Annotated in this window: 15 protein-coding genes and 1 pseudogene; 7 read left to right on the top strand and 9 right to left on the bottom strand. The window is 64.6% G+C overall.

Going from position 1 to position 16,334, the window contains the following annotated elements; translation table 11 throughout:
* Positions 1–186: 186 nt before the first annotated feature.
* Both WMW70_RS17465 and WMW70_RS17460 read left to right on the top strand, forming a co-directional pair.
* Positions 187–540: pseudogene (locus WMW70_RS17465) on the top strand (PAS domain-containing protein); the annotation flags it as partial.
* Between the two features lie 138 nt (positions 541–678).
* Complete coding sequence (locus WMW70_RS17460; RefSeq protein WP_341438728.1) at positions 679–1,233, top strand: NADPH-dependent FMN reductase; 555 nt, start codon at positions 679–681, stop codon at positions 1,231–1,233.
* Here the strand turns inward: WMW70_RS17460 and WMW70_RS17455 are convergent.
* The 3 genes from WMW70_RS17455 to WMW70_RS17445 form a co-directional block, all read right to left on the bottom strand.
* Positions 1,230–1,433 carry a hypothetical protein gene (locus WMW70_RS17455; RefSeq protein ID WP_341438727.1) on the bottom strand — a complete coding sequence of 68 codons (204 nt, stop codon included), beginning with the start codon at positions 1,431–1,433 and terminating at the stop codon, positions 1,230–1,232. The two genes, WMW70_RS17460 and WMW70_RS17455, sit on opposite strands and share 4 nt — an antisense overlap.
* 214 nt (positions 1,434–1,647) lie before the next feature.
* Positions 1,648–3,585, bottom strand: coding sequence for a M48 family metallopeptidase (locus WMW70_RS17450; RefSeq protein WP_341438726.1), 1,938 nt, complete (start codon positions 3,583–3,585; stop codon positions 1,648–1,650).
* A 36-nt stretch (positions 3,586–3,621) separates the two neighbouring features.
* The gene (locus WMW70_RS17445; RefSeq protein WP_341438725.1) at positions 3,622–4,218 is read right to left on the bottom strand and encodes a LemA family protein; all 597 of its coding nucleotides are present in this window, start codon (positions 4,216–4,218) and stop codon (positions 3,622–3,624) included.
* 236 nt (positions 4,219–4,454) lie between these two features.
* Between WMW70_RS17445 and WMW70_RS17440 the strand changes: the two genes are divergently transcribed.
* The 5 genes from WMW70_RS17440 to WMW70_RS17420 all read left to right on the top strand — a co-directional run bounded on the left by WMW70_RS17440 (position 4,455) and on the right by WMW70_RS17420 (position 7,548).
* A complete protein-coding gene (locus tag WMW70_RS17440) occupies positions 4,455–5,045 on the top strand; it encodes a TetR/AcrR family transcriptional regulator (RefSeq protein WP_341438724.1) in 591 nt (196 codons plus the stop codon).
* The gene (locus WMW70_RS17435) at positions 5,042–5,923 is read left to right on the top strand and encodes an alpha/beta hydrolase family protein (RefSeq protein ID WP_341438723.1); all 882 of its coding nucleotides are present in this window, start codon (positions 5,042–5,044) and stop codon (positions 5,921–5,923) included. Before WMW70_RS17440 ends, WMW70_RS17435 begins: the two co-directional genes overlap by 4 nt.
* A 58-nt stretch (positions 5,924–5,981) precedes the next feature.
* Positions 5,982–6,188, top strand: a complete 207-nt coding sequence (locus WMW70_RS17430) for a PaaI family thioesterase (protein ID WP_341438722.1) — start codon at positions 5,982–5,984, stop codon at positions 6,186–6,188.
* A 185-nt stretch (positions 6,189–6,373) separates the two neighbouring features.
* A complete protein-coding gene (locus tag WMW70_RS17425) occupies positions 6,374–6,556 on the top strand; it encodes a PaaI family thioesterase (protein WP_341438721.1) in 183 nt (60 codons plus the stop codon).
* A 335-nt stretch (positions 6,557–6,891) separates the two neighbouring features.
* Positions 6,892–7,548 (top strand): endonuclease I family protein, encoded by a 657-nt coding sequence (locus WMW70_RS17420; RefSeq protein ID WP_341438720.1) that lies wholly within the window; start codon positions 6,892–6,894, stop codon positions 7,546–7,548.
* A gap of 9 nt (positions 7,549–7,557) precedes the next feature.
* Here the strand turns inward: WMW70_RS17420 and hutC are convergent, their stop codons facing one another.
* The 6 genes from hutC to WMW70_RS17390 all read right to left on the bottom strand — a co-directional run bounded on the left by hutC (position 7,558) and on the right by WMW70_RS17390 (position 16,217).
* A complete protein-coding gene (gene hutC / locus WMW70_RS17415; RefSeq protein WP_341438719.1) occupies positions 7,558–8,271 on the bottom strand; it encodes a histidine utilization repressor in 714 nt (237 codons plus the stop codon).
* A 231-nt stretch (positions 8,272–8,502) separates the two neighbouring features.
* Positions 8,503–10,038, bottom strand: coding sequence for a histidine ammonia-lyase (gene hutH, locus WMW70_RS17410; protein ID WP_341438718.1), 1,536 nt, complete (start codon positions 10,036–10,038; stop codon positions 8,503–8,505).
* Positions 10,035–11,717, bottom strand: coding sequence for a urocanate hydratase (hutU, locus tag WMW70_RS17405; RefSeq protein WP_341438717.1), 1,683 nt, complete (start codon positions 11,715–11,717; stop codon positions 10,035–10,037). Before hutU ends, hutH begins: the two co-directional genes overlap by 4 nt.
* A gap of 43 nt (positions 11,718–11,760) precedes the next feature.
* The gene (gene hutG / locus WMW70_RS17400; RefSeq protein WP_341438716.1) at positions 11,761–12,732 is read right to left on the bottom strand and encodes a formimidoylglutamase; all 972 of its coding nucleotides are present in this window, start codon (positions 12,730–12,732) and stop codon (positions 11,761–11,763) included.
* The gene (hutI, locus tag WMW70_RS17395) at positions 12,722–13,957 is read right to left on the bottom strand and encodes an imidazolonepropionase (RefSeq protein ID WP_341438715.1); all 1,236 of its coding nucleotides are present in this window, start codon (positions 13,955–13,957) and stop codon (positions 12,722–12,724) included. The genes hutG and hutI overlap by 11 nt, the downstream gene beginning before the upstream one ends.
* A 481-nt stretch (positions 13,958–14,438) precedes the next feature.
* Positions 14,439–16,217: an acyl-CoA dehydrogenase C-terminal domain-containing protein gene (locus WMW70_RS17390; protein ID WP_341438714.1), complete on the bottom strand. Its 1,779-nt coding sequence runs from the start codon at positions 16,215–16,217 to the stop codon at positions 14,439–14,441.
* Positions 16,218–16,334 lie beyond the last annotated feature (117 nt).

Genomic DNA, 16,334 nt, shown 5'->3' with positions numbered 1-16,334 from the left:
ACTGTCCCGACTCTAACCAGTTTTGCCAGGTGGACACAGGCCTACGAGCTGATGGCGTAAGGCCAGCGCATGAACGGTCGATTTTTCCGGACTAACGGCATGTGCCATGGCAGCAGAGTGCGGCTTGCCGCTGGCCAGCGCACCTGAGCATAATCGGGGCCTTTGCTGCGACGGAACCCCTGGGCCGTGGCCATCTCTCGCGACGACCTCGATCAGCACGGCCTGATCGTCGGCGTCTCCCTCGAACGCTTTCGCGCCGTGGCCATGCCCCTGCTGTTCGACCACCTCAACGCCCAGTGCGAGGGCACCATCGCGGTCAACCGCCAGGCGCGGATTGTCTGGATCAACGACAAGTATGCCGAGAAGGTCAGCATCGAAGATCCGCGCAGCGTGCTTGGCAAGGAGATCGAAGAGGTGCTGCCGGCCAGCCGCCTGCGCGAGGTGGTGGAAAGCGGCCAGCCAAGCATGCTCGACCTGATGGCCTTCGGCAGCGAACATTTCGTGGTCACCCGCATTCCCCTGCGCGACGAGAACGGCACCGCGGCCAGCACCCGGACGATGTCCAGCTGGCCCTGAGCGAGGATCTGCTGGCGGCCTTCGCCGGGTGAAGCCGAACGGCGCAGTAGGTGTGGCGGTCTATAGTTCTCAGTCCCTTCGCTCAACCCGCAAGGAGTTGTCATGAACAAGACCTACAACGTCGCCGTGCTGGTCGGCAGCCTGCGCCAGGCCTCGATCAATCGCAAACTGGCATTGGCCCTGATCGAACTCGCCCCGCCCTCGCTGCAGCTGAAGATCGTCGAGATCGGCGAGCTGCCGCTGTACAACGAAGACATCGACCAGGACAGCCCGCCCGCCGCCTATAGCGACTTCCGTAGCCAACTACAGGCGGCCGACGCCCTGCTGTTTGTCACCCCGGAGTACAACCGCTCGGTGCCGGCACCGATGACGAACGCCATCGATGTCGGCTCGCGGCCCTACGGCAAGAGCGCCTTCAGCGGCAAACCCGGAGCCGTACTGAGCGCCTCGCCGGGAGCCATCGGCGGTTTCGCGGCCAACCACCACCTGCGCCAGTCCATGGTGTTTCTCGACGTCCATATGATGCAGCAGCCGGAAGCCTACCTCGGCGGTGCCGGCAGCTTCTTCGAGGAAGACGGCCGGCTCGGCGACGGCATCAAACCGTTTCTGCAGAAGTTTATCGACGCCTATGCCGCCTGGGTGGCGCGGCATCTCTAGGAGCCTGGGCGACTCACCGGCGACTGATGCAACTGCCCGGCCAATCGCTCGATGGCGGCGATGGTCTGGAGGATCTCGGCGTGGATATCCGGCGTGCCCAGGCAGGTCCTGTAAGGGCGCGCACGGTACTCGCGGATTTCCGCCTCCAGCTGCAGGCGTGGATCGAACAGCCCTTCGGTGAGGGGTTGGAAGAGGGTCACAGGATGCTCCTTGCCGGTTACGCGCCGGCGTGACAATTGCGGTCAGGAGGCAGTAAGCAAAGGGGCGCAAGGCCGCGATGGTGTTTCTTATGGCTCGTTGGTCCAGACGGAGGGCCTGGTGCGCACGGCGCACCCTACGGGGGGCTAGCGTCAGCTGACGGGCTTAACAGTCCGCCGATTGCCGGGGCGGGTCAAGCCATCGGCCGCCGGACGGTCAGCCCTGGCTTAGCAGCGGCGGCATCGGACAGTCGAGAATATCGGCCACCGCGCGCATCAACTCAGCCTCCTCGGCAGTGATCCGGCCGTCGTGTTCGATCCCCCGGGCCATGGCCTTGAGCAGTTGCGGCTTCTGCAGCGGCCACAGCTGACTCAGGCGGCCGAGGGCTGCTTCCAGCGCCTTGAGATCACTGCGCTCGGCCGCCAGCAACGGCACTGGTGCGAACGGCAACCCTGCGTAGGCGTGGGCGAAAGCGGCAGCCGCCGCGGCAGCATCCACCTCGCCGGCGCGGGCCAGGCAAGACAGCAGCACCGCGGTCTCATCGGCCAGGTCGGCCAGGTGATAACGGCCGACCTGGGTCCGCCCGGCCTCGACATTGCGTTCGATAATCCGCAGCAGACTCCACTCCAGCAGCGCGACCTTGCCATCGGCCCGGATCAGCAGCGCCAGATTGCCCTTGAACGCGGCGAAGGCCTCCTTACCCAACTGTTTGAGTGCCGGCATGGCCAGGTCCAGCAGAGGCAGGCGCAATCCCGGTTGCAGATGCTGCAACGGCTTACGCAGGGTCTGCAGCGCCGCCTCCACTTCCGCGGCGATATGTGGCTGCAACAGCTGCAGCTGGCGCGCGCAGGCGGCGCTGTCGTGGTCCAGCAGCAGACCGTAGATCAGCGCCTGGGCCGAGCAGCAACTGTGCGCGGCCTGGCTCAGCAAGGGGTCGAGACGCTGCAGTACGTCCCGGGCCTGGCTCAGGTGGGGGCCTCGGGGATCGCCGATGGCGCTTATCGCCTGCGCCGCCGCAGCCGGGGCGAACGCCGCGCCTGCGGGGCTCAGTCGCTGCAAGGCCTCATTCCAACCCTGTGCGGCCGCGACCTGGTCCGGGGTGGCCGTGGAGCCCGCCAGGCTGAGCGCATCGACCTGCGGATAGCGGCCGTCCCAGCCTGGGCTGACGCGGCGAATCCGCTCGTCCAGCGGCGGATGGGTGGCGAGCAGCCCCTCCAGCGCCTGGCTGATGCCGGCGGCGAAATACATATGGCTAAACTCGGCGGCGTGCCCGGCCTGCAACTGCGAGCCATACAGGTTGCCGCCGATCTTCTTCAGCGCCCCGGCGATGCCGTCCGGGTTGCGGGTGAACTGCACCGCCGAGGCATCGGCGAGAAACTCGCGCTGGCGGCTGACTGCGGCCTTGATCAGGTTGCCGAAGAAGGTCCCCGCATAGCCCAGCAGCCACAGGCTCGCGCCGACGGCGAGGACCAGCGCCACTGAATTGTCGCGGCTCGACCGGCTCCGCGAGCGGCCGCTGCTGCGCAGCAGAAAACCACCGATCAGGCCGAGCAGGAGGATGCCGTGCAGCACGGCCACCAGGCGCGTGTTGAGGCGCATATCGCCATGAAAGACATGGCTGAATTCGTGGGCAATCACTCCCTGCAACTCCTCGCGCGACAGCAGGCTGATGGCCCCGCGGGTAATCCCGATCACCGCATCCTGGGGTGTCAGCCCGGCGGCGAAGGCATTGATCCCGGCATCGTCGAGCACATACACCGGCGGCACCGGGGTGCCCGAGGCGATGGCCATTTCCTCGACCACATTGAGCAGGCGACGCTCCTCGAAGTTCTGCGGGGCCAGGTTGATCAGCCGCCCGCCCAGGCGCTCGGCGACGGCCTGGCCGCCACGGTTCAGCTGCAGGCTCTTGTACAGGCTGCCAAGCAGCACCACGGCGATCACCGCCACGGCCACCATGGCCACCAGCGGACCACTGGGCAACAGGCTGCCCGGGCCATTGAGCAGACTGGCACTGTGGTTCTGCCCGAACAGCTGCCAGATCGCCCCCAGCACCAGGCTGGTCAGGGCAATCAGGCTGGCCACCGCCAGCACCAGCAGAAGCAGCAGACGGCCGCTGATGCGCCGGGCCCGATCCTGTTGTTCGAAGAAATTCATCGCGCGATCCATTGACTGAGGCGCGGGGCAGCGACGCTAGAACGCCACCTTGGGCGCTTCCTGAATCGCCGCGCTATCGGCGAACTCCAGCAGACTGGCGTCCTGACCGTGACCGAAGGTGGCCGCCAGCAGCACCGGGGGGAATGCCTGCTTGTAAGTGTTGTAGGCCATCACCGCATCGTTGAAGGCCTGGCGGGCGAAGGCCACCTTGTTCTCGGTGCTGCTCAGCTCTTCGCTGAGCTGCTGCATATTGGCCGAGGCCTTGAGCTCCGGGTAGGCCTCCAGGGTCACGTTGAGGCGGCCCAGGGCGCTGTTCAGCAAGCCTTCCGCGCCGCCCAGCTGCGCCATGCGCTGGGCATTGCCGGGTTGCGCCGCGGCAGCCTTGAGTCCGCTGACCGCATTGTTGCGCGCGGCAATCACCGCTTCCAGGGTCTCGCGCTCGTGGGCCATATAGCCCTTGGCGGTTTCCACCAGGTTGGGGATCAGGTCATGGCGGCGCTTGAGCTGCACCTCGATCTGCGCGAAGCCGTTCTGGAAGCGATTGCGCAGCGCCACCAGCTGGTTGTAGACGCCGATCACATAAAAGATCAGGGCAACCACAACGGCCAGGACAATCAGGGCGGAGACGGACATGGGGAAATCCTTATCGGCATCTGGGAGATAAATCGATGGTAGCGGAAAACCCGCGCGGGGAATGTCCAGTGGCGCAAATGGCGGTCGCTGCGGCCAGGCCGGCAACGCCGCGACAGCCGGTCACTCGGCGAATAACCAGGACGCAGACGCGTGCGGGGCCATAACGACTTATCCAGCAGACTGATGGGGCAAAAAAACCCTTGGCAGAATAGACCGACCGGTCTATATATTCGCCCATGAAAAAGATCTCGACCCGCGACAAACTGATCACCGCCATGGCCGATGCCCTGCAACGCAAGGGCTTGCACGGCGTTGGCCTGAATGAACTGCTGGCGCAGGCCGGCGCGCCCAAGGGCAGCCTCTACCACCACTTCCCCGGCGGCAAGAGCGAGCTGGCGGTGGCGGCCATCGAACATATCAGCCAGCGCATCGACGGCCTGTTCGCCCAGCTCTTTAGCCAGCAGGCCGATCCGCTCAAGGCGTTGCATCACTGGTTGCAGGGGGCGCTGCAGCAGCTGGAAAACAGCCAGTTCGAACGCGGCTGCCCGCTGGCCACCATCGCCCTGGAGAGCGGCCCCGAGGATGTGGAGATTCGCGCCGCCCTGCAGCGCAGCTTCGCCAAGGTGCGCCAAGCCTTGAGCCAGCAATTGCATCAATACGGTTACCCCAGCGAGCAGGCCGATAACCTCGCCGCGCTGTTCGTCGCCCTCTACGAAGGAGGCCTGCTCCAGGCCCGCGTCGCCGGCAGCAGCGAACCTCTCAAGCGCGCCGCCGAAGCCCTGTTCAATCTGACCCGCAGCCAGCACCCGCAAGGAGCCCGCGCATGAGTACTCCCAGCATTCTCAGCGAAACCCTGGAACTGCCGGCACTGGACGGCTACCCGCTAACCGCCACCCTCTATCACGCTCCCGAGCCGGTCGCGCAGCTGCTGATCGCCGGTGCCACCGGCGTGCCCCAGGGGTTCTATCGACGCTTCGCCGAATACGCCGCGCAGCGCGGCTACAGCACCCTGACTCTGGACTACCGCGGCGTCGGCCAATCGAAACCGGCCAGCCTGCGCGGCTTCGACATGGACTACCTGGACTGGGCCCACCTCGATCTGGCCGCCGCCGTCGATCAGCACAGCCACCCCCAGCGCCCGCTGTATATGGTCGGTCATTCCTTCGGTGGGCATGCCTTCGGCCTGCTGCCCAACCACGCGCGGGTACAGGGTTTCTACACCTTCGGCACCGGTGCCGGCTGGCATGGCTGGATGCCCAGGGCCGAACAGATCAGGGTGCTGGCCATGTGGCGGCTGATCGGCCCGCTGATGACCCGTGTTCAGGGCTATCTGGGCTGGAGTCGTCTGGGCATGGGCGAAGACCTGCCGCTGGGGGTGTACCGGCAGTGGAAACGCTGGTGCCGCTACCCACGCTACTTCTTCGAAGACCCGCAGATGCCCGGCCTGGCCGAGCGCTTCGCCCAGGTCGGCACGCCGATCATCGCCGCCAACGCCCTCGACGACCTGTGGGCACCGCCGGCCTCGCGCGATGCCTTTATGGCCGCCTACCGCGGCGCGCCCTACCAGGCCCGAACCATCGATTCCCATGCCAGCGGCCTGGGGGCCATCGGGCATATGGGTTACTTCCGCCCGGCCGCGCAGCAGTTGTGGGATGAAACCCTGGACTGGTTCGCCCAGTTGCCGGCGCAGCACCAGGTCGCCTGAGCACAGCCACTTCATAGCGCAAGAGCTGCCTGCGCCAGAGCCAGAGGAGCATTGATCGATGAGCATGATCCCGCCAGGCTTTACCCCACTGTTCAGAAGCAGTCCCTTTCTCGACCTGCTGGGGCCAATCCATAACCAGCAGACCGATGCCGGCCTGGTCATCGGCCTGCGCGCCGAGGCCAAGCACTGCAACGCCCGCGGCCTGGTGCATGGCGGCGTACTGAGCAGCCTGGCCGACATTGCCATAGGAGCCTGTCGGGCTTAACGCTGCTCTACTGCGGAAAAGCCGGACTCGGCCATTTTTGCTGCTCTTTCTCGTTAAATAGCTCGCTATTCGCCTCGAAAGACCAACAAAACTGACTCGAACCGGACTTTCCCTCGCTACGAACGGTCAAGCCCGACAGGCCCCTAGGCTACAACACGGCGTTCGCCGAAGACCCGCCCACGCCAATGGTCACTGCCAGCCTGAGCATCGATTACGCCGGCGCGGCACGTCTGGGTGACTGGATAGAGGTTGCAACCGAGGTGCAGAAGGTCGGCAAGCGCCTGGCCTTCGCCAATTGCTACTTTGCCGTGGCGGGCGAACGTATCGCCCGCGCCAGTGCGGTATTCAGCGTGTCGACCGGCAGCTAAGCCGTCTGCCGGGCGCAGAAAAAAGAAAACCCCGCGATTGCGGGGCTTTGCAGACTTGAGTCCTGACATCCATGATCCGCCGGCCATCCTGGCAGCTTCCAGCGTGTCCCTGTTGGCTAATCTGCGCTTCCTGCGCGACGTCCATGGGCAGCAGATTAGTCCTTTGTACCAACGTACCAACAGTGGCGATAAACGGCAGCATGTGTAAGCCATGGCTTACACATAAGCTTTCCCAGTCTAGGGTTGGCTATGTTTTGTGACGCAGGTCTTGCTAGACTGAAATTGTCTGACAAAAACAACAGACCGTTCTAGAAAACGACCAATGGGGCCACAGTATGCGTGCAGTTATTATTGCCCTCGGTTGCCTGGCAACCCTCTTCAGCCTACCCACCCTGGCCAACGGCCAGAACCAGATTGCCGGGACCAAGGCGGCCACCCGGATCTTCTGGAACCAGCTCTACAGCCAAGGCGGCACCTCGCTGTATTGCGGTCAAGCCTTCGCCGGCGAAAGCGGCCAGTTCAAGGCCAGTCCGATCTACAGCACTAAACAACTGAAAAGCGCCCTGCGCTGCATCACCGACCGCCAGTGCAAGATCATGAACCCGCGCTACGTCTATATTGCCGCCGACCTGCACAACCTCTACCCGGCCCTGAGCCCCGTCGAGCTGGCGCGGCGCAATGCGCAGTTCGGTGAACTGGACGACAGCCTGCCGAGCAAGTTCGCCGATATTGGCTGCGACATGAAAACCAGCTTCCAGCTGGTGGAGCCGCGCGATGAAGCCAAGGGCAATATCGCCCGGGCAATCTTCTATATGCATAGCGAGTACGGCCTGCCCATCGTCGGCCAGCTGCAGATGTACAAGAAGTGGCACCAGATGGACCCGCCGGATGCCGAAGAGCGCGCCCGCAACGACCGGATCGAGTCGCTGCAAGGCACGCGCAACCGCTATATCGACGACCCTAGCCTGGCCGAGCAGCTTAACGGCAACTGAGCCGAAAAATCAGCGGCGACGATTAAGGGTCGAGCGCAGCTTGTAACGATCGCCCGGGTGAATCAGCCGGGCGTAGCTGATCAGATGCTCATCCGACCAGGTGCGGCGGATTACGCTCAGACAAGGCGCGGCGCGGTCTATCTCCAGCCAGGCAGCCACCTGTGCGTCCACCTGCACCGCCTCCACCACATGCTCGACATCGGAAATCGGGCAGCTGCTGACCAGCACCTCGTTGGGGGTCTGCCGGGAAAAATCACTGTCCAGGTAATGCGGCACCCAGCGCGGGTTGACGAAGCGGTCTTCCAGCTGGATCGGCACGCCATCCTCGCGGTGCACCAGGATGCTGTGGAACACCTCGGCACCCAGACGCAACCCCAGGCGCAACGCCACCTCGTCATCCGCCGCCAGGGCCTCGCAGCGAATCACGTCATTGCTGTAGGCATGGCCACGGCCACGCACTTCCGTGGCGATATTGAGCACCTCATGCAGCGAGGACTCGGCCTTGCGGTCGGTGACAAAGGTGCCCAGCCCCGCCTGGCGTATCAGATAGCCTTTCTGCACCAGGTCGCGGATGGCCTTGTTGGCGGTCATCCGGCTGACAGAGAAATCCCGCGCCAGCTGCTCTTCGGCCGGGATCTGGTGATTGACCGGGTACGCGCCACTGTGGATGCGCTCCAGCAGAAACTCTTCAATCGCCTTGTAGCGCGGGGTTGTACTGCTCACTGCGGCTCCTTGGATATAAACCCGTGGGCGGATGATAGCCGGCATCAGCCTTGCCGCGTAGGGTGCGCCGTGCGCACCGCCCCGTCAGAGCGGCGTTGCGCAGGGTACAGCCGATGCTGCCTTCAACCGTAGGGTGGACAACGCGAAGCTTGTCCACCAGTTCCCGGTGGGAAACGCTGCGCGGTTTTCCACCCTACGAATAGCCCATCCACAGACGGCAAAGGACGCCACTCACCCCAACGACGGCAACATGCCGTTCGGCAACAACGGACTCAGCACGCGCTCGGCGAGCAGAGCATTGGCGGCCTCGATATCCGGGGCGAAGAAGCGGTCTTCCACGTAGTAGGGCACCTGCGCACGCAGGGCCTGACGGGCCTGTTCCAGCAGCGGCGAGCTTTTCAGACCTTCGCGAAAGTCCAGGCCCTGGCAGGCCCCCAGCCATTCGATGGCCAGCACGCCGCGGGTGTTGGCGGCCATTTCCCACAGGCGCTTGCCGGCGGCCGGGGCCATGGACACGTGGTCTTCCTGATTGGCCGAGGTCGGCAGGCTGTCGACGCTGTGCGGATGGGCCAGGGCCTTGTTCTCGCTGGCCAATGCGGCGGCGGTGACCTGGGCGATCATAAAGCCGGAGTTGACCCCGCCAATGGCCACCAGAAACGGCGGCAGCTGCGACATATGCTTGTCCATCATCAACGAGGTGCGACGCTCGCTCAGCGCGCCGATTTCGGCGATGGCCAGGGCGATGTTGTCGGCAGCCATGGCCACCGGCTCGGCGTGGAAGTTGCCGCCGGAAATCACATCGCCCTCAGCGGCGAACACCAGCGGATTGTCGGAGACCGCGTTGGCTTCCAACGCCAGTACCTCGGCGGCCTGACGCAGCTGAGTCAGGCAGGCACCCATCACCTGTGGCTGGCAGCGCAGCGAATACGGGTCCTGCACCTTGTCGCAGGCTTCGTGGGAACGCCCCACTTCGCTGCTGTCGCCGAGCAGGTGACGATAGATAGCGGAGGCATCAATCTGCCCACGCTGACCACGCGCAGCATGGATGCGCGCATCAAAGGGCGCACGCGAGCCCAGCGCCGCCTCGACGGTCAGGCCGCCGCAAACGCTGGCCGCCGCAAACAGGTCCTCGGCCTCGAACAAGCCGCGCAAGGCGTAGGCCGTGGACACCTGGGTGCCGTTGAGCAGGGCCAGTCCTTCCTTGGCCGCCAGGGTCATCGGCTGCAAACCAGCGATGGCCAGCGCCTCGGTTGCCGGCAGCCACTCACCGCGATAACGCGCCTGGCTTTCACCGAGCAGCACCAGCGACATATGCGCCAGCGGCGCGAGGTCGCCGGAGGCACCGACCGAACCCTTGAGCGGAATATGCGGATAGACCTCGGCGTTGATCAGAGCGATCAGCGCCTCGATCACCTGCCGGCGAATGCCCGAGAAGCCGCGCGACAGGCTGTTGACCTTGAGCAGCATGATCAGGCGCACCATGGCGTCGTCCAGCGGCGCACCGATACCGGCAGCATGGGACAGCACCAGGGAGCGCTGGAGTTTTTCCAGATCCTCGTTGGCGATGCGGGTCGAGGCCAGCAGGCCGAAGCCGGTGTTGATGCCATAGGCGGTACGGCCTTCGGCAATGATGCCGTTGACGCAGGCCACACTGGCCTCGATGGCGGCGTGGGCGCTGGCGTCCAGCTGTAACTGCAGCGGAGCCTGATAGGCGGCGCGCAGCTGGGCCAGGGTCAGTTGACCGGGGGTCAGGGTAAACAGGCTCATGCGTTGGCTCCTTGGCTAGCGGCGATCATCGGCAGGTCGAGACCTTGCTCTTCGGCGCAGTCGATAGCAATTTCATAACCGGCATCGGCATGACGCATCACCCCAGTGCCCGGGTCGTTGCGCAGCACGCGGCCGAGACGGGCGCGGGCTTCTGGCGTGCCGTCGGCGACGATCACCACGCCGGAGTGCTGCGAGTAACCCATCCCGACGCCGCCGCCGTGGTGCAGCGACACCCAGGTCGCGCCGCCGGCGGTGTTCAGCAAAGCATTCAGCAGCGGCCAGTCGGACACGGCGTCGGAGCCGTCCTGCATGGCCTCGGTTTCACGGTTGGGGCTGGCCACCGAGCCGGAGTCCAGATGATCGCGACCGATCACGATCGGTGCCTTCAACTCGCCGCTGGCGACCATGTCGTTGAAGGCTTGAGCCAGGCGTGCGCGGTCTTTCAGGCCAACCCAGCAGATCCGCGCCGGCAGGCCCTGGAAGCTGATGCGCTCACGGGCCATGTCCAGCCAGTTGTGCAGGTGGGCGTCGCCCGGGATCAGTTCCTTGACCTTGGCGTCGGTCTTGTAGATGTCCTCGGGGTCGCCGGACAGCGCCACCCAGCGGAACGGGCCGATGCCCTGGCAGAACAGTGGACGGATATAGGCCGGAACGAAACCGGGGAAGTCGAAGGCGTTATCGACGCCCTCCTCCTTCGCCATCTGGCGGATATTGTTGCCGTAGTCGAAGGTCGGCACGCCCATCTGCTGGAAGGCCAGCATGGCGCGCACGTGTACGGCCATGGACTGCTTGGCGGCCTTGACCACCACCGCTTCCTCGGTCTTGCCGCGGGCCACGTATTCGTCCCAGCTCCAGCCAATCGGCAGGTAGCCGTGGCGCGGGTCGTGGGCGCTGGTCTGGTCGGTGACCATGTCCGGGCGCACGCCGCGCTTGACCAGCTCCGGCAGTATTTCGGCGGCGTTGCCACACAGGGCGATGGACACCGCCTTGCCTTCACGGCAGTACTTGTCGATACGCACCAGGGCGTCGTCCAGATCGCTGGCCTGCTCGTCGACGTAACGGGTCTTCAGGCGGAAATCGATACGGCTCTGCTGACACTCGATATTCAGCGAGCAGGCACCGGCCAGGGTCGCCGCCAGAGGCTGCGCGCCGCCCATGCCGCCGAGACCCGCGGTCAGCACCCACTTACCTTTGAGGTTGCCGCCGTAATGCTGGCGACCGGCCTCGACGAAGGTTTCATAGGTGCCCTGGACGATGCCCTGGCTGCCGATATAGATCCAGGAGCCTGCGGTCATCTGGCCGTACATGGCCAGGCCCTTGGCATCCAGTTCGTTGAAGTGCTCCCAGGTGGCCCAGTGCGGCACCAGGTTGGAGTTGGCCAGCAGCACCCGCGGCGCGTCCTTATGGGTCTCGAACACGCCGACCGGCTTGCCGGACTGGATCAGCAGGGTCTGGTTGTCTTCCAGGCGGGTCAGCACTTCGACGATCTTGTCGTAGCACTCCCAGTTGCGCGCGGCGCGGCCGATGCCGCCATACACCACCAGTTCCTTGGGGTTCTCGGCCACTTCCGGGTCGAGGTTGTTCATCAGCATGCGCAGCGGCGCTTCGGTCAGCCAGCTCTTGGCGGTCAGCGTGGTGCCACGGGCGGCGCGGATTTCGGTGTCACGGAAAAGGCTCATTACTGGCCTCCTATTTTTGTTAGGTATGAGGTTCTGGATAAATTCAGGAGGTCAGGGTCAGCAGATGAATCAACCGCGCCGCGACCTTGGCGGTGCGGCTGTCGATGTCGTATTCAGGATTGAGTTCGGCCAGGTCCATCAGGCGCAACTTGCCGCTGTCGCGCACGGTCTCCAGCAGCGGTTCGAGCAGCGCCAGCGGCACGCCTCGCGCTGCCGGGGCGCTGACGCCGGGGGCTTCGCAGGCCGGCAGCACGTCGATATCGATGGTCAGATAGATCGCGTCGCAACCGGCGATAAAGGCCGACAGTTCGGCGCTGATGGCCGGCAAACTGCCTTCCCTGATCTCGCGGTCTTCACGCACCAGCACGTTCAACTCGGCGGCGCGCTGGAACAACGCGCGGGTGTTGCTGGCGCGACTGACGCCCAGGCAGGCATAGGTGAACGGCCAGCCACGGGCGGCGCACTGCTCGGCGATCTGGGCGAACGGCGTGCCGGAAGAACGGGCGTGAGCCGGGTCGCGCAGATCGAAGTGCGCGTCGAAATTGATAATGCCTATACGCGGGGCGGCCATCCGTGGGGCGGCCATCCGCGGCGCAGCAGCGCCGGCCAGATGCTCGGCGATACCCTGCCAGCTGCCGAAGGCCACTTCATGGCCGCCGCCCAGCACGATGGGCAGGTGCCCGGCATCCAGCAGCGCGCAGACGTTATGGCCGAGGCGCGCCTGGGCGCTCTCCAGATCGCCATCGGCGCACAGCACATCACCGGCGTCATAGGCCGCGCCCTGGCGATGCCAGGCCAGGTTGGCCAACGCCTTGCGCATCGCCAGCGGACCATTTACCGCGCCGACGCGGCCATGGTTGCGCCGCACCCCTTCGTCGCTGGCGAAACCGAGCAGGGCCACGCCGGGCTGGCTGTCGGCACTGAGCGCCTGAATGCGCTGGTGCCAGCGCGGGCTGCCGGCTTCCGGGTCGACGCGGCCCTGCCAGAGCTCCATGGAGTTGCGATCAGCGTGCATGGGTATAGGCCTCTTTGCTGTAACTAATGACGCCGTTGAAGATGCGCTGACGCAGCCGCCCCGGCTGTATCGCATAGGCCAGCTCGGCGGGTTGCTGTACATCCCACAGGCACAGGTCGGCGGGTGCCCCAGCCTCGACCCGGCCGAGATCCGGGCGGCCGAGCGCTCGGGCGGCATGGGCGGTCATCCCGGCCAGGGCTTCGCGCGGGGTCAAACGGAACAGGGTGCAGGCCTGGTTAAGGATCAGGGTCGGAAAGCAGATCGGCGAGGTGCCGGGGTTGGCATCGCTGGCCAGGGCCATCGGCACTTTGTGCTGACGCAGCAGTGCGATGGGCGGCAACTGGGTTTCACGCAGGGTATAAAAGGCCCCGGGCAGCAGCACGGCGACCGTGCCGGCGGCGGCCATGGCTTGCACCCCTGGCTCGTCGAGAAACTCGATATGGTCGGCCGAGAGGCCCCGATAGCGTGCGGCCAGGGTGCTGCCCCCCTGATTGGACAGCTGCTCGGCGTGCACCTTGATCGGCAGGCCGTGGCGTTGCGCAGCCTTAAATACCAGCTCGCACTGCGCCGGGCTGAAGGCGATGTTTTCGCAGAACACGTCCACCGCATCGACCAGACCTTCGGCAACGGCCGCCGGGATCATCTCGTTGCAGACCAGGGCGATATAGCCATCGCTGTCGCCGGCGAACTCCGGCGGCAAGGCATGGGCACCGAGCAGGGTGGTGGTGGTGCGCAACGGCAGCAACTCGCCAAGGCGGCGCGCAACGCGCAGCATCTTCAATTCATCGGCGGTGCTCAGGCCGTAGCCGGATTTGATTTCCAGGGTGGTGACGCCATCGTCCAGCAACGCCTGCAAGCGCGGCAGGCTCTGCGCCAGCAGCTCATCCTCGCTGGCGGCACGGGTGGCGCGCACGGTACTGAGAATGCCGCCGCCGGCCTTGGCGATCTCGGCGTAGCTGGCACCCTCGAGGCGCTGCTCGAACTCGCCGGCGCGGTTGCCGGCGTACACTAGGTGGCTGTGGCAATCCACCAGCCCCGGGGTCATCACCCCGCCGCGCCCGGCCTCAATGGCCCCCTCGGCCAACGCCTCGGGAAACGCGCGGGTCGGCCACAAGCCCGCCACCTTGCCATCCGCCACCAGCAGATTGATCGGCTCGGCCAGCGTGGTCAGGCCATCAAAAAGACAGAGCTCGCGCCAAAGCAGGCGCGGGGCGGACAGGGACATGAGGCTCTCCTTGAGCGGACTTGTATATACAATAGAATTCGACCATGCAGTCGTCAACCCCGTTCGTCAGCCAAAAATCACTGCCGCTCTATTAGCGTCATATGCCCGCGCTAAGGCATAGACACATAAACCACCGAGATAGGCGGCGCATGCTGGTCAACAGCAAAGCCCAGCAGCAGACGAACGGCAAAGCTCGGCTCACAGCCTGTGTGCAGACATAACGCACAAATGTATATACATAAATAACAAACTGGATGAGCATCCGTATTATCAACAGCCACACGGCACGGGCCTGGAACCTTCCGACTGGCGTATAAGCATTGGCGAGATTTGTAGGGTGCGCCGTGCGCACCGCAGCAGCCTAAGGGACCCTGGTGCGCACGGTGCCCCCTACAACAGCAGGTTTGCGCGCCTTCAGAACCGGGGCGGCACAAAAAAGCCCCGGCTGTTTAGGCCGGGGCTTTGTTTACTGCAAACGCCGTTAGAACTGCGCGGCGTCCAGCAGGTACAGCGACTCGCTACCAGCCTTGACCGATGCAGTCAGCGAGTGAATACGCGGCAGCAGGCGGGCGAAGAAGAAACGCGCGGTGCCCAGTTTGCTCACGTAGAACTCGTCCTGATCCTGCTTGGCCAGTGCGGTGCGTGCCATCAAGGCCCACATGTAGGCGTAGGCGGTGTAACCGAACACCTGCAGGTACTCGACCGAGGCGGCACCGACTTCGTTCGGGTTGGCCTTGGCGCGTTCCAGCAGATCGCTGGTCATCAGTTCCAGGTTGGCGATGGCACCTTTCAGCGGCTCGATAAATTCGGCCAGGCTACTGTCGGCGGAATCGGTGAAGGCCTTGATCTCTTCGGCGAAGTGCTTGTAGAACGCACCGCCGCTGCCAACCACTTTACGGCCGACCAGATCGAGCGCCTGGATACCGTTGGTGCCTTCGTAGATCTGGGTGATGCGGCAGTCGCGGATCAGCTGCTCCTGGCCCCACTCGCGGATAAAGCCGTGGCCGCCGAAGATCTGCTGGCCATGTACGGTGGTTTCCAGCGCCATATCGGTGAGGAAGGCCTTGGCCACCGGCGTCAGCAGGGCCACCAGCTCTTCCGCGCGCTTGCGGGTAGCGGCGTCTTCACTGTACTTGGCGGTGTCGAGCTGCATGGCCACGTAGCTGGAGAAGGCACGACCGCCCTCGTTCAGCGCTTTCATGGTCAGCAGCATGCGGCGCACGTCCGGGTGCACGATGATCGGGTCAGCGGCCTTGTCCTTGGCCACCGGGCCGGTCGGCGCACGGCTCTGGATACGGTCGCGGGCGTATTCCACGGCGTTCTGGTAGCTGCGCTCGCCCAGGGACAGGCCCTGGATGCCAACGCCCAGACGCTCGTAGTTCATCATGGTGAACATGGCGGCGAGGCCCTTGTTCGGCGCATCGACGATCCAGCCGGTGGCACCGTCGAAGTTCATCACGCAGGTGGCCGAGGCCTTGATGCCCATCTTGTGCTCGATGGAACCGCAGGACAGGCTGTTCTTCTCGCCCAGGGAACCGTCGGCGTTGACCATGATCTTCGGCACCAGGAACAGCGAGATGCCTTTCGGGCCCGCCGGGGCGTCCGGCAGCTTGGCCAGTACCAGGTGGATGATGTTTTCGGTGAGGTCGTGCTCACCACCGGTGATGAAGATCTTGGTACCGGAAATCTTGAAGCTGCCATCGGCCTGGGGCTCGGCCTTGGTGCGGATAATCCCTAAGTCGGTGCCGGCGTGCGGCTCGGTCAGGCACATGGAACCGGCCCAGACGCCCGAGTACATGTTCGGCAGGTATTTTTCTTTCAGCTCTTCGCTGGCGTGGGCGTTGATCGACAGGCAGGCACCGGCGGTCAGCATCGGGTACAGACCGAACGACAGGTTGGCCGAGTTGACCATTTCCTCGACCTGAGCCGAGATCGCCTTGGGCATGCCCATGCCGCCAAATACCGGATCACCACCGACGCCCACCCAGCCACCTTCGGCGTAGGTTTTGTAGGCATCCGGGAAGCCGGCCGGGGTTTTCACCGCGCCACCTTCCCAGGAGCAGCCTTCTTCGTCGCCGCTGCGGTTCAGCGGGGCGATCACGCCGCCGGTGACCTTGCCGGCTTCTTCGAGAATGGCCGCTGCAGTGTCTTCATCGACCACTTCAGCCAGGGCCGGCAACTGGGCCCACAGCTTGGAAACTTCAAACACTTCATTGAGCACGAAGCGCATATCGCGCAGGGGAGCTTTGTAGTCAGCCATGGGGCAATTCCTCGAACGAGCAGCAGATGTGAAGCAGTAGGTGTAGAGATGTGCGCCGAGTCTAACCGAACAACTTTTTAGACACATAGCGTCGCGTAGTGACCAGAAGGTCACCAT

The sequence above is a fragment of the Pseudomonas sp. XK-1 genome (genome assembly GCF_038069885.1).
Taxonomy (GTDB): domain Bacteria; phylum Pseudomonadota; class Gammaproteobacteria; order Pseudomonadales; family Pseudomonadaceae; genus Aquipseudomonas.
This window is presented reverse-complemented; position numbering and strand designations above follow the sequence as displayed.